Genomic DNA, 13850 nt, shown 5'->3' on the forward strand with positions numbered 1-13850 from the left:
GCCGTGTCGGTCACGAAAGCTCCGTCGTCCCCGGCCTCAGCCCGCGTACGCGACGAGGCTCGGGTCCTCGGCGTAGACCTCGGAGAGGAGGCTGAGGTCGAACAGGTCGGATGCCTTGAGCGTGATGCCGGCGCCGGCGAGGCTCTCGATCGTCATGCTCTGGAGCTTGTCGGAGATGGTGAACAGGCCGTTGGCGACGGTCTCGTCCGAGACGACGAGCTCGTTCTGCGCCTTCGATCCGGCGAGCGTCTTGGCGGGGTCGAGCCCGAGGTCGGCGCCGTACGTCGACATGGCCAGGTCGGCACCCTCCTGCGGGTCGGCGAGCGCGTCCTTCCAGCCGCGGATCTCGGCCTTGAGGAACGCCTTGAGCATGTCGCGCTTGTTGGCGATGGTGTCGTCCGTCGCCGCGACGGTCTCCGCGACGAAGGGGAGGCCGTTCTCGGCGAACGGGAGGTTGGTGGTCGCGATGCCCTTCATCTCCAGCGTGATCGCCTCGTTCGTGAGGTACGCGACGAAGCCGTCGACCTCGCCGTTGACCAGCGGTGCCGGGTCGTACTGGACGGGGACGATCGTCAGCTCGGAGGGGTCGATGCCGTTCGCGCTCAGCAGCGCCTTGAACAGCGACGCGTTGGAGTCCTGCACGCCGATCTTCTTGCCCTTCAGGTCGGCGGGGGTCGAGATGTTGCCGCCGCTCTTGAGCGAGAGGATCGTGAAGGGGTTCTTCTGGAACGTCGCGCCGATGATCTTGACCGGCGCCCCCTCGTTCGCGACGGCGGCGCCGACGGACACCGAGTCGCTGAGGGCGACCGTGGCCGTGCCGCTGGCGAGCTCCGCCACACCGGTGGACGGACCGGGGACGAGGTTCACCGAGGAGAACCCGGCCTCCTTGTAGTACCCCTTGCTGTCGGCGATGTACTCGCCGGCGAACTCCTCGTTCTTGATCCAGCTCAGCTGCACCGTGAGGTCGCCGTAGTCGGCCGCGGCCGACGCGGACGGGTCGGACGACGACGCCGACGAGGAGGAGCAGCCGACGAGGGCGGCGACGGCGAGGGCGGTGCCCGCAAGGGCGGCGGCGGCGCGGCGAGCGCGTCGCGAGGAAAGGATGCTCATGTGCTGTGATCTCCGTGTTCTTGACGGTTCTCTTCGGGGCGAGGACCTCGTGCGCCACCGGCGCGACTGCAAGCGACGCTAGGAGATGCACGTTTCGCGGACATCGGGGGTCTGTTTCGGGGCGGTTACGCCTCCGTCGGACGACGGTCGACATCGCGCCCGTGCCAGAGGTCGGCGCACTCCACCGCCTCCGCGCCGTGCGCGCGCAGGTAGCCGCCGGCGCCGCGGTCGGCACGCAGCGACGCCCCCAGCGGGCCCCAGTGGTCACGGCCGATGAGCACGGGATGCCCGGGAGCGCCGGCGTAGCGCGCCCGGCGGAGACTGCTCGGTTCGGCATCCCGCATCACCCGACGGCAGGCGGATGCCGGGAGCTCCGGGACGTCGACCGGCACCAGCAGCGCGGCCGCGGCGGCGGTCCCGGCGGCCGCGTCGAGACCGGCCCGGACGGAGGCCGACAGCCCCTCGCGCCACCGCGGGGCGCGGACGACGACGGCCTCGCGGGGCACGTGGACGGCGGCGTCGTCGGCCGCGGCGCCCAGCACGACGAGCACCGGGTCGCACCCGGCGGCCCGGAGCGTCCGCACCGCGCGGGCCAGCCACGGCTCGCCCGCGGCGTCGCGCGCGAGCGCCTTCGGCCCGCCGAAGCGGGTGCCCGCACCCGCCGCGAGCACGATGGCGCAGACGGTCACAGACGCGCCATCGGAGCCCGCGGCACCGCGCAGATCACCGCGCGCGGCGCTCCGGGCTGCTCGCGCGTCGGCGGCGCCGGGGCGGTGCCGCCGTGGATCGCACCGGCGAGGGTCGACAGCGCAGCTCCCGATCCGCCGTGACGGTCGGCGACGATCTCGGCCAGGATCGACAGCGCCGTCTCGTCGGCCGAGACGGCGCCGAGGTCGAGGCCGATCGGAGAGCGCAGGCGCGCGAGCTCGCGGTCGCCGACACCGGCCTCGCGCAGCCGCCGCATCCGGTCGTCGTGCGTGCGCCGGCTGCCCATCGCGCCGACGTAGTCGGCACCGGAGGCGAGCGCGACGCGCAGCGCGGGAACGTCGAGGCGCGCGTCGTGGCTGAGCACGCAGATCGCGGTCGGGCCTTCGAGACTCTGCGTCGCGAGGTAGCGGTCGGGCCAGTCGACCACGACATCGGCTCCCGGGAAGCGGTCGACGCTCGCGAAGACCTCCCGCGGGTCGACGACCACGACGCGGTGGCCGAGGGCGGCGCCCAGCCGGGCGAGCGCGACGGCGAACTCGACGGCGCCGACCACGATGAGCCGTGGCCGCGCGCCGACCTCGACGACGACCGCGTCGGCATCCGTACCGGCATCGCCGTCCTCGTCCCCGGCCTCGATGACGAATCCCGCGCCGGTGAGCGGCCCCGACGTGACGAGACGGAACCGGGTCGGGATGCCGCGGGCATCCCGTTCGGCCAGCAGCGCCAGCTGCGCCGCCGCCGCACCGGTCGGCGGAACCGGGCGCACGAGGACGTCCACCGCCCCGCCGCAGGTCAGGCCGATCGCGAGGCCCTCGCCGTCGCTGTAGCCGAAGGTCTCGACCGAGGCGTCACCGGTCGCGATCGCCTCCAGAGCGCGCTCGTAGACGGCGCCCTCGACGCAGCCCCCGGACACGTTGCCGAACACCCCGGCCGCCGAGACGATCATGCTCGAGCCGACCGGACGCGGCGCGCTGCCCGACGTGCCGACGACCGTGGCGATCGCGAACGCTCGCCCCTCGCGCACCCATCGGGCCGCCGGGGACAGGATCTCGCGCATGGCCGCCACGCTAACCACCGCTCGTTGCGGGCCTGTTGCGGGCGCGTGAAACACGGGCGAAACGGGGCTCTGTTTCACTCGATCACCATCGGGCCCGCGCAGGCGAACGCGCCGCGCACCCATCGAACGAGTAACGGAGCAGCACCATGGACATCACCACCGTCCGCGCGTTCCGCCTCGCGCACACCCGCGACGACCTCGTGCTCGCGCCCGGAGAGGTCGTCATCGCGGGCGGCACGTGGCTGATGAGCGAGCCGCAGCCGGGGGTGACCGGCTTCGTCGACCTGACCGGGATGGGCTGGCCCGACATCGAAGTCGCCGCGGACGGCCTGCGCATCGGAGCCACCTGCACGATCGCGCGTCTCGTGGCCTTCGCCGCGGAGGCACCGATCGAGTGGACCGCCGCGGCGCTGATCCCGGATGCCGCGAATGCCCTCCTCGCCTCGTTCAAGATCTGGAACACCGCCACCGTCGGCGGGAACGTCTGCCGGGCGTTCGCCGCCGGCGCCATGGTGTCGCTGTGCGTCGCCCTCGACGGTGTCGCCGAGATCTGGAGCGGGGCGGGCGATCGCGAGCTGCCGGTCGCGGAGCTGGTCACCGGCAACGGGACGACGGCGCTCGCTCCCGGTGAGGTGCTGCGCAGCATCCGCCTGCCGGCCGCCGCGCTGCGCTCGCGCGCCGCGCTGCGCAAGATCGCCCTCGCCGAGCACGGGCGCTCGGGTGCCGTCGTCACGGGCCGCGTCGACCCCGACGGCACGAGCGTCTTCACCGTCACGGCGGCCACGTGGCGCCCGACCGTGCTGCGCTTCCCCGCCGTGCCGGATGCCGCGGTCCTCGCCGCGGCGGTCCACGGCGCCGCGGGCTACTACACCGACCCCCTCGGGTCGGCGGACTGGCGCCGCGGCGTCAGCGCCGTGCTCGCCGAGGAGATCCGGAGGGAGCTGACATGAGGTGGACCGTCGACGGCGCCGAGAGGGATGCCGACCCCCGCCCCGGCCAGTGCCTGCGCACGCTGCTGCGCGAGACGGGGCACACGCAGGTCAAGAAGGGCTGCGACGCCGGCGACTGCGGCGCCTGCACGGTGCTGCTGGACGGCGAGCCGGTGCACTCCTGCCTCATCCCCGCGGTCCGGGTCGAGGGACGCGCCGTGACGACGGCGGCGGGGCTCGCACCCGGCGACGAGCTGCACCCCGTGCAGGAGGCGCTCGCCTCCGGTTTCGGCTTCCAGTGCGGGTTCTGCACGCCGGGCATGAGCGTGACGGCCTCCACCCTGTGCGCGTCGGATCTCGACGACCTCGACCGACGCATGAAGGGCAATCTCTGCCGCTGCACCGGCTACCGTCCGATCCGCGAGGCGATCATGACGGCCGTCCTCGAGACCGGACCGTCGCACCGCGAGCGGGTCGTCGCTCCGCCGGAGGCGCCGCTCGTGGGGCGCTCGGTACCGCCGGAGGCCGGGCCGCGGCTGACGCAGGGACGCGAGCCCTTCACCTTCGACCTCGAGCCCGGTCATCCGGCGACCGACGCGCTGGTGCTGCGGCTGGTCACGAGCCCGCACGCCCACGCGCGGATCACCGGGATCGACGTCTCCGCGGCTCGCGCCGTTCCGGGCGTCGTGGCCGTCCTGACGCACCGGGACGTGCCCGACGTGCGCTACTCCACGGGTCGGCACGAGCACCGCACCGACGACCCCGACGACACGCGCATGCTCGACGACGTCGTCCGCCACATCGGCCAGCGGGTCGCCGCGGTGGTCGCCGAGACCGCCGAGGCCGCCGACGAGGCGTGCCGGCTCGTCCGCGTCGACTACGCGCCGCTGCCCGCCGTGTTCGATCCCGACGAGGCCCGACGACCCGGCGCCCCGCTGCTGCACCCCGAGCGCACGCCCGACGACCGCGTCGACGAGGCGGGACGCAACGTCATCGCGAGCGTGCACACCGGCCCCGACGTCACCGCGGCCCTCCGCGCGAGCGCCGTGACCGTCAGCGGCACCTGGCAGACCTCGCGCGTGAGCCACGCGCAGCTCGAGACCCACGGGTCGATCGGCTGGATCGATGACGAGGGTCGCCTCGTCATCCGCTCCTCGACGCAGGTGCCGTTCCTCACGCGCGACGAGCTCGCCCGCATCCTCGGGCTCGACCGCGACCGCGTGCGGGTGCACGCCGCGCGCCTGGGCGGGGGCTTCGGCGGCAAGCAGGAGCTGTTCACCGAAGACCTCGTCGCCCTCGCGGTGCTGCGCACGGGCCGGCCGGTCGCGTTCGAGTTCACGCGCGCGGACGAGTTCCAACGCGCCGCCGTGCGGCATCCGATGCGGGTGAGCGTCACGCTGGGCGCCGACGACGAGGGCCTGCTCACAGCCATGGCGATCGACGTGCTGAGCGACACGGGCGCCTACGGCAACCATTCCCGCGGCGTGATGTTCCACTCGCTCGCCGAGTCCACGACGATCTACCGGGTGCCGCTCAAGCGACTGGACGCCGAGGTGGTCTACACGAACAACGTCCCCTCCGGCGCCTTCCGCGGCTACGGGCTCGGGCAGATCGTGCTCGGCGTGGAGTCGGCCATGGACATGCTGTCCGAGCGGCTCGGCATCGACCCGTTCGAGCTGCGGCGCCGCAATGCCGTGACGCCGGAGGACGATCCGGAGCACGACGACCTCGTCTGGGGCAGCTATGGGTTCGACCAGTGCCTCGACCTCGCCGAGTCGGCGCTGCGGCGCGGCAACGGCGTCGAGGCGCCCGCGGGCTGGCTCGTCGGTGAGGGCGTCGCCGCCGCGATGATCGCCACGATGGCGCCTTTCGGCCACATCGCGCACACGAGCGCGACGCTGCGCGCCGACGGCACCTACCTGGTGCGCGCCGGGACGGCGGAGTTCGGCAACGGCACGACGACCGTGCTGCGCCAGATCGCCGCGACCGACCTCGCCGCCGACCCCGCGCGGATCGCCCTGTGGCACGCCGACACCGACGCGGTCGCGCACGACACCGGCGCGTTCGCGTCCGCCGGCATCACCGTCGCCGGCAAGGCGCTGCACGCCGCGTGCCTCGCCCTGGCGGCGCGACTGCGCGACGGCGCGGCGGCGCTGACCGGCACGGATGCCGCCCACGCCCGACTCATGCCCGACGGCGTATACACACCCGCACGAGTGGTGTCGTTCGCCGAGCTGACGGCGGACGGCGAGATCTCGGCCGACGGCAGCGAGGCCGGCGAGCAGCGCTCGCTCGCCTTCAACGTGCACGCCGTGCGCGTCGCGGTCGATCCGCGGACGGGCGTCGTCCGCATCCTCCAGTCGATCCAGTCGGCGGATGCCGGATTCGTGATGAACCCCGCGCAGTGCCGCGGCCAGATCGAGGGTGGCGTCGCGCAGGGGATCGGCAGCGCGCTCTACGAGGAGGTCATGCTCGACGAGGGCAAGGTCGTCACCCCCGTCTTCCGGCTCTACCGCGTGCCCCAGTTCGGCGACGTGCCCGAGACCGAGGTCTACTTCGCCGACACCGCCGACGAGCTCGGACCCTTCGGGGCGAAGTCGATGAGCGAGTCGCCGTACAACCCCGTCGCGCCGGCGATCGGCAACGCGATCGCCCGCGCGCTCGGCGCCCGCCCGTACGTCCAGCCGTTCCGCCGCGACCGCGTCTGGCGCCTGGCGTCGCCGCACCGCGACTCCTGACCCGGTCGGGGTGGGGTGGGTCGGGTGGGTCGGGTGGGGCTGGGGCGGGGCTGGGTGGGGCGGGGCGGGGCGGGGCGGCGACCCGAACTGCAAGGCCCCGCGACCGACACGCCGACCCCAGGACCACGGATGCGGCGTGTCGCCCAGCATCCCTTGCAGTTGGGTTGACCTGAGTCGGGCATGGCGGCGGCCGCTAGGCGCACCTGAGCAGCGTCGCTGAATCCCCTACTGCCGCGCGCCCCCTCGCAGCCCGAACTGCAAGGCCCCGCGACCGACACGCCGGCCCCAGACTCATGGATGCGGCGTGTCGCCCAGCATCCCCTTGCAGTTGGGTCGAGCTAGGTGTGGCGAGGACCGCGCGCGGGCGAGTAGCGGGCGGGCAAACTCGGTGCCCTTTCCGGGCCCCGGCTCCCGCGGTCCGGCCGGCCCGCGCGCGCCTGTGCAACCCGAACTGCCCTGTGCAACCCGAACTGCAAGGCCCCGCGACCGACACGCCGGCCCCAGACTCATGGATGCGGCGTGTCGCCCAGCATCCCTTGCAGTTAGGTTGAGCTGGGGCGGGCAGCGGCAGCGGGCAGCGGGCGAGGGCCACGCCCGGCGGGGCGGGGCGACCGCGGCCGGCGGGGTCAGTGCGGGTGGCCGCGCAGCGGGAGGACGGCGGCCGGCAGCTCGTGCACCTTCGCCGACGCCTCCTCGGCCAGCGGGTTGGTCGAGACCCCGTCGGCGTTGACGAGACGCCCGCCGACGTAGACGGCCTTGAGGTTTCGCGGACTCATCGCCAGCACGTACGAGCGCACGGGATGCCAGAGCGGTCCGACGTCGGGGCGGCGCGGGTCGACCACCACGAAGTCGGCGAACTTGCCGACCTCGAGCGAACCGACCCGATCGGCGACGCCCATGATCTCCGCGGAGCCCAGGGTGTGCAGGCGCAGCATCCGCTCGGGCATCATCGACAGCGGGTCCTTCGTGCGCGCCCGTTGCGCGTAGATGCCGATGCGCATGTTCTGCCAGGGGTCGCTCACGTCGGTGCACGCCTGGTCGTCGAGGCCGACGCCGACCTTCATCCCCATCTCGAGCATTTCGGGTACGAGCGCGGTCCCCGACGCGAGGCGCCCGTTGGATGCCGGTTGCCACGACATCGCCGCACCCCCGGCGACCGACTCCGCGATGATCTCGGGGGTCGTCTGGATGAAGTGGCCGAACACGAGCCCGAGCTCGAGGGCACCGGCATCCCGGTAGAGCGCGAACTTGGACTGCTGGTGCTCGACGGCCTCCGGCGACTCCAGGAAGTGGGCCTGGTTGGTGACCCCGAACCGGCGCATCGCCTCGACCTCGAACGCCGCCGCATCCGGATGCGGCGACCACTGCACCTGACCCATGATCGACGAGCCGAGGGCGAAGTCGGCATCGAACGTGCGGGTGTGGGCGACCTCCGCGGCGAAGCGGTCGAAGACCTCCTCGGGGGTGCCGGCGGTGACGTCCATGCCGGCGGCATCCACGAAACGGATGCCGGCGTCGCGCGTGCCGTCCGCCTGGCGCCAGTGGTACTCGAGGCCCCGCAGGCCCGCGGTGCCGGTGCGCTTGCCGTCGACCATCGGCTCCCAGGCCTGCAGCGGGTCGGTGAAGTTGTACGCCGTCGTGACCCCGTTCGACAGGAAGTCGAGCGAGCCGTGCAGCGTCGCCCAGTAGAGCTGGTCGGCGGTCATGTGCGCGGTGGTGCCGAGCATCGCGTCGCACCAGCCGTAGAGGGTGTCGGCGACGCCGAGCCCGCGCAGGCCGCTCGTGAACAGATGCGAGTGGCTCGACACGAACCCCGGCGCGACGAAGGCTCCCGCGACGTCGAGCGTCTCGTCCGCGATCGTCGCGAGGGGCGGCGTGCCCGCACCGAGCGCGGCGATGCGGCTGTCGTCGCCCACCAGCATCCAGCCGTCCTCGATGTAGCCCGGGTCATCCGTGCCGGCGGGGACGGTGATCAGACGGGCGTGCGTGACGAGGAGCGACATGCTCTGCACGCTAATCAGGCCATGTTTCCGACCTGTCACGGCACGGAAACACCCGTGCACGGCCCGGAAACACGGGCGGATTAGCGTCTGTGCATGTCGCGATTCACGGTCACGGTCTTCTGCGGATCCTCCCCGGGCTTCGACCCGGTCTACGTCGAGGCGGCCCGCGCCGTCGGCACGGCGATCGGACGCTCCGGCATGGCGCTCGTCTACGGCGGCGGCCACGTCGGACTGATGGGCACGGTGGCGGATGCCGCCCTCGCGGCCGGCGCGGAGGTCACCGGGGTGATCCCGCGGGCGCTGCAGGCGCGCGAAGCCGTCAACGAGGACCTGACCGAGCTGATCCTCGTCGACACGATGCACGAGCGGAAGATGCTCATGGCCGACCGCGCCGATGCCTTCCTGGCGCTTCCCGGCGGACCGGGGACCCTCGAAGAGCTCACCGAGCAGTGGACGTGGGCGCAGCTCGGCATCCACGACAAGCCGGTGGGGCTGCTCAACGTCGAGGGGTACTTCGACCCGCTGCTCGCGTTCGTCGCCAACATGCGCGACCGTGGCTTCACCCACCCCCGCTACACCGACATGCTGGTCGTCGCGACCGAGGCAACCGAGGCGCTGGCGCGTCTGCGCGACTACGTGCCCCCGGCGCGCACCGCGGCCTCGCCCGGCGCCGAGATGACCGGAGCCCTGTCGCTGCCCGTGCGTCCCTAGCGCTTCCGGCGGCATCCGGCTCGGAGCGAGAAACCACTCTCGCACCGAGACACCCCCGCAGCGAAGGTTTCTCGGGGCGGAAGGTGTTTCTCGGGGCGTCAGGCCGGCCCGCGGCGGTCAGACGCGCTCGGTGCCGCGCAGCAGGACGGCTTCGGCGAGGGCGCGGATGCCGTGGGCCACATCGCCCGCGGAGACGGACTCGTCGGGGTGATGGCTGACCCCGTCGGGGTTGCGCAGGAACAGCATGCCGACGTCGGTCACGGCCCCCAGCGACATGCCGTCGTGCCCGGCACGGCTGAAGATCACGGGCGGGGCGTCCGACCGCGGCGGGAGGGTCGCGCGGATGCCGCCGGCCACCACGTCCTGCAGCAGGGGCGCGCAGAACACCGCCGGCGCGCTGTGCACCTCGCGTGAGCGCCAGCGCAGTCCGCGGCGACCCATGATGTCGTCCAGCTCGCGGGCCAGCGCGTCCCACACGCGGTCGCGTTCGCCGTCGAACTCGCCGCGCAGATCGAGCGAGAACTGCACCTCGCCCGGGATCACGTTGACCGCCCCCGGGAACGCCTCGAAGCGGCCCACGGTGCCGACGATGTGGTGCTCGGCGGAGCAGATCCGCTCCACGGCCAGGGCGGCCTCGCTCGCGCCCAGCAGCGCGTCACGACGCATGTCGTAGGGCGTCCCGCCGGCGTGGCGGGCCTCACCCTCCACCACCAGCTGGAACCGCCGCGCCGACGCGATCGACGAGACGACGGCGAGGGGCTCCCCGGCCCGGTCGAGCTCGGGCCCCTGCTCGATGTGCGCCTCGAGGTACCCCACCAGCTCGTCCGGTCGCCGCGCGGCCTCCCCGACCCGGGCGGGGTCGAGCCCGAACTCGAGGAACGCCCGGCGCAGGCTCACGCCGTCGGCATCCGCCAGCTCCCACCACGCGTCGTTCCACGTGCCGGCCACGGCGGACGATCCGAGCAGCGCCTTGCCGAACCGGGTGCCCTCCTCGTCGGAGAAGGCGACCACCTCGATCGCGAACGGCAGCGGCACGGTCCAGCCCTCGACCGCCGGCACGCGCAGCAGCCGCACGACCTCGAGCGCCATCAGCACCCCCGCGATGCCGTCGTAGCGGCCGGCGTCGAGCACCGTGTCCAGGTGCGAGCCCAGCATCAGCGCGGGCGCCGCCGGGTCGCCGATCCGGCCGACCTGGTTGCCCGCGGCATCCTGCCACGTGCGCATGCCCAGCTCGCGCATCCATTCCGCCGCCAGGCGATTGACGCGGGCGTGCTCGGGCGAGAGGTAGACGCGCTCGATGGATGCCGCATCCGCGCTCACCCGCGCGAGCTCCTCGCACCGGGCCATCACGCGTCGCGCGGCGGCGGCGATGTGATCGGGCGCGGCGCGCAGGAGGGATGCCGCGGTCACGGCGCCCCCGTGGGAGCGGGCGCGCCAGGGGCGTGCAGGGCGGCCGGTGCGGCGGCGAACACGTCGGCCGCGGCCTCGACGCCCCCACCCGCCGGCACCGCGGCGCCGAAGCGCCGCAGCACGCTCTCGAGGGCGGCGAGGGTGGTGAGCACGGCATCCTTGCGCGCGTTGTAGCCCATCGTGCCGATGCGCCAGACCTTGCCGTGGAGCGGCCCGAACGAGGTGCCGATCTCGATGCCGAAGTCCTCGAGCAGGGCCGACCGGGCGGCATCACCGGGAACGCCCTCCGGGATCTCGACCGCCACGACGTTGCTCATCTTGTGGCCGACGTCGCCGAACACGACGAGGCCGAGCGCCTCGACGCCGGCGAGCATCGCGCGTCCGGCGAGCTCGTGGCGGGCGATCACGGCCTCGCGACCCTCGACCAGCAGCAGCCGGGCGCACTCGCGGGCGCCGTAGAGCATGCTCGTCGCCTCGGTGTGGTGGTTCAGGCGACGGGGGCCCCAGTAGTCGAGGATCTGGCCCAGGTCGAAGTAGTTCGAGCGGACGAAGTCGGCCGACGACTCGTCGCCGGGCTCGCGGATACCCGCCTCGACCTTCTTGCGCGCCCGGATCACCTCCACCGCCCGCGGGCTCAGCGTGATCGGCGACGATCCGCTCGGACCCCCCAGGCACTTCTGCAGCCCGGCGGTCGCGGCATCCAGCCCCCAGGCGTCTGCCTCGAAGGCGTTCCCGCCCAGCGAGGCGGTGGCGTCGGAGTAGAACAGCACGCCATGGCGGCGGCAGAGCTCGCCGACATCCTCCAGCGGCTGGAGCATCGTGGTCGAGGTGTCGCCCTGCACGAGGGCGAGCAGCGCCGGCTTCACGCGCACGATCGCCTCCTCGATGACGGATGCCGGGAACACCTGACCCCAGTCGGTCTCGATCGTGTGCACCTCGGCGAGCGCCCGCTCGGCGATCTCGGCCAGCAGGTGCCCGAAGCGGCCGAACACCGGGACGAGCACCCGGTCGCCGGGCTTCACGAGCGAGACGATCGCGGCCTCGATGCCGGCACGGCTCGTGCCGTCGACGAGCAGGGTCGCGTCGTTGTGCGTGCTCCAGACGCCGCGGTACAGCTCCTGCGTCTCGGTCATCGTCGCCGTCATGAACGGGTCGTACTGGCCGACCAGCGGCGCCGACATCGCGGTGAGGACGCTCGGGTACGCCGAGATCGGCCCGGGGCCCATGAGCAGGCGGGCGGGCGGGGCGATCGGGCCGGGAAGGGCGGTGGTGCTCATACGGATTCCGTTTCGGTGATGCGGGCGTGGAGGGCGCGGCCGAGGCGCACGAGGGCGATGTCGGTGCCGGCGCGCGAGACGAGGCTGACGCCGACCGGAGCGTCGCCGCGGTCGGTGGCGACCGTGAGCACCGGCACCGACAGCGCGGGGAGGCCGCCGACGGCGGCCGGCGTGGTCAGCCGCAGGGTGTTCTGGCGGACGGCATCCACCTGCGCGCCGGTGGCCGCGCGCGACGGCGCCGGTCCGGGCACCGTCGGCAGCAGGAGCACGGCGTCGCGGACGTGCGCGTGCAGCGCCTCGCGCAGCGGGGCGAGGGCGGCGCGGGCCGCGGCCTCGTCGGCCGCGGTCACGGCGGCGGCCGTCCGGAAACGCTCGGCCACGGCGGGCCCGGTCGAGCCGGGGTGGGCGCGCAGCCAGTCGCCGTTGTTGCGCCAGGCTTCCGCACCCTGCACCGTCCGGAACGGCACGAGGTAATCGTCGAGGTCGCCCAGCGCGATCTCCTCGACCGGCAGACCGGAAGCCGCGAGCATCCCCTCGAACGCCGCGCGCGTGGCCGGGTCGGCCGCCGCCAGGGCTTCGACCGGCACGCGGAACCGCCACGGCAGGTCGTCGCCGGAGGCACCGAACACCGATGCGGTCGAGTCGGAGCCGTCGTAGCTCAGGCACCAGTCCGCGACGGCCTGCAGCGTCGCGCCGTCGCGGGTGAGCCACCCGATGGTGTCGAACGACTGCGCGAGCGGGAGCAGGCCCTGGCGCGGCACGAGGTCGTGCGTCGTGCGCAGGCCCCAGAGTCCCTGGTACGACGCCGGCACCCGCACCGAGCCGGCGGTGTCGGTGGCGAGGGCGACGTCGGCCTGGCCGAGGGCGACGGCGGAGGCCGGACCGCTCGACGAGCCGCCCGGGAGCGCACCGGGCACCGCGGCGTTGGGCGGGGTGCCGTAGTGTGCGTTGTCGCCGGCGATCGAGTACGCGAACTCGTCGGTGCGGGCGATGCCCCGCAGCGATGCCCCGCCGCGCAGCAGATCGCCCACGGCGGGGGCGCTCGTCGTCTCGGCGCGAGCCGAGGCGAGGTAGGCCGGGTTGCCGGCGCCGATGCGATAGCCCTTGATCGCGAAGAGGTCCTTGACGGCCACGGTGAGACCGGCGAGCGGCCCGTCCCACGCGCCCTGGTACAGCGGGTCGCCGACGGTACGCCAGATCGAGCGGTCGAACGCGACCGAACGCGGCGTGACGTGTGCGGCGGTGATGAGCCACCGGCCGTCGATCAGCTCCCACACCTGCGTCTGCAGCCCGGCTCCACCCGCGGCGAACCGCGACACCGCGACGATGAGCGCGACCCCGTCGGCGAGCGGCCGGTACTCGACGCGCTCGATTATGCGGGCCGACACACCGCCGCGAGAGCCGCGGAACGCGCTGATCGCGTCGTGCCCGACCAGCAGTCCGGCGCCGTCGCCGCGGAGCGTGCGGTCGCCGGGCTCGAACGCGGCTTCCAGGGCGTCGAGGTCGTTCGCCAGGATCGCCCGCTCGTACGCCTCGAACGCCGCGCGCAGGTCGTCGGGCAGCGGCTGGTCGGCGGTCATCGGTGGCCTCCCCGCCGGAGTTGCTGTGGCGTGGGTGGTGGCGGTGGCGGCGGCGTCCCGAACTCCTCCACCGCAGGCCGCGCAGGCCGCGGGAGGTGCTCAGGGCCGGGCACTCCGGTCGAGATGGCGGAGTTCGGGGCGCACACGGCACGCGAACCCGCCGCCGCGGAGTCGCTCGGGCAGCCGATGACCCGCCCGCGGGCTTCGCGCGCCGCGCGCGCGCCGGACTCCTCCACGCGCGGGGGCGCGGGCCGCGTCCGGGCGCCCCCGCCCCGCAACCGCAGCAAGTTGGAGGAGTTCGGGACCTCGACCGCGGCGCCCGTCCCC

The 13850-nt window shown here is 73.7% G+C and carries 10 protein-coding genes; 3 read left to right on the top strand and 7 right to left on the bottom strand.

Annotation, left to right across the window (positions count from 1 at the left end; genetic code table 11):
* Positions 1-36: 36 nt before the first annotated feature.
* The 3 genes from MHO01S_RS13150 to MHO01S_RS13160 form a co-directional block, all read right to left on the bottom strand.
* On the bottom strand, positions 37-1110 hold the full coding sequence (locus MHO01S_RS13150) for an ABC transporter substrate-binding protein (RefSeq protein ID WP_061782420.1): 1074 nt from the start codon (positions 1108-1110) through the stop codon (positions 37-39).
* A 125-nt stretch (positions 1111-1235) separates the two neighbouring features.
* Positions 1236-1799, bottom strand: a complete 564-nt coding sequence (locus MHO01S_RS13155; RefSeq protein WP_061782421.1) for a nucleotidyltransferase family protein — start codon at positions 1797-1799, stop codon at positions 1236-1238.
* Positions 1796-2875 (bottom strand): XdhC family protein, encoded by a 1080-nt coding sequence (locus MHO01S_RS13160; protein WP_061782434.1) that lies wholly within the window; start codon positions 2873-2875, stop codon positions 1796-1798. The genes MHO01S_RS13155 and MHO01S_RS13160 overlap by 4 nt, the downstream gene beginning before the upstream one ends.
* Positions 2876-3021: 146 nt before the next feature.
* Between MHO01S_RS13160 and MHO01S_RS13165 the strand changes: the two genes are divergently transcribed.
* Both MHO01S_RS13165 and MHO01S_RS13170 read left to right on the top strand, forming a co-directional pair.
* A complete protein-coding gene (locus MHO01S_RS13165; RefSeq protein ID WP_060959429.1) occupies positions 3022-3825 on the top strand; it encodes an FAD binding domain-containing protein in 804 nt (267 codons plus the stop codon).
* Complete coding sequence (locus MHO01S_RS13170; protein WP_061782422.1) at positions 3822-6542, top strand: molybdopterin-dependent oxidoreductase; 2721 nt, start codon at positions 3822-3824, stop codon at positions 6540-6542. Before MHO01S_RS13165 ends, MHO01S_RS13170 begins: the two co-directional genes overlap by 4 nt.
* 626 nt (positions 6543-7168) lie before the next feature.
* Here the strand turns inward: MHO01S_RS13170 and MHO01S_RS13175 are convergent.
* Positions 7169-8545 (bottom strand): amidohydrolase family protein, encoded by a 1377-nt coding sequence (locus MHO01S_RS13175; protein ID WP_060959427.1) that lies wholly within the window; start codon positions 8543-8545, stop codon positions 7169-7171.
* Between the two features lie 93 nt (positions 8546-8638).
* Between MHO01S_RS13175 and MHO01S_RS13180 the strand changes: the two genes are divergently transcribed.
* Positions 8639-9256: an LOG family protein gene (locus MHO01S_RS13180; RefSeq protein ID WP_060959426.1), complete on the top strand. Its 618-nt coding sequence runs from the start codon at positions 8639-8641 to the stop codon at positions 9254-9256.
* A gap of 117 nt (positions 9257-9373) precedes the next feature.
* Here the strand turns inward: MHO01S_RS13180 and MHO01S_RS13185 are convergent, their stop codons facing one another.
* Genes MHO01S_RS13185 through MHO01S_RS13195 form a run of 3 tightly spaced genes read right to left on the bottom strand, consistent with a single transcriptional unit; the run spans position 9374 to position 13523 of the window.
* On the bottom strand, positions 9374-10666 hold the full coding sequence (locus MHO01S_RS13185; RefSeq protein WP_061782423.1) for an allantoate amidohydrolase: 1293 nt from the start codon (positions 10664-10666) through the stop codon (positions 9374-9376).
* Entirely contained in the window at positions 10663-11943 is a 1281-nt protein-coding gene (locus MHO01S_RS13190) for a pyridoxal-phosphate-dependent aminotransferase family protein (RefSeq protein WP_061782424.1), read from the bottom strand. The genes MHO01S_RS13185 and MHO01S_RS13190 overlap by 4 nt, the downstream gene beginning before the upstream one ends.
* Entirely contained in the window at positions 11940-13523 is a 1584-nt protein-coding gene (locus tag MHO01S_RS13195) for an AtzH-like domain-containing protein (RefSeq protein WP_061782425.1), read from the bottom strand. The genes MHO01S_RS13190 and MHO01S_RS13195 overlap by 4 nt, the downstream gene beginning before the upstream one ends.
* Positions 13524-13850: the final 327 nt, after the last annotated feature.

Source organism: Microbacterium hominis NBRC 15708 (assembly GCF_001592125.1).
GTDB lineage: Bacteria > Actinomycetota > Actinomycetes > Actinomycetales > Microbacteriaceae > Microbacterium > Microbacterium hominis.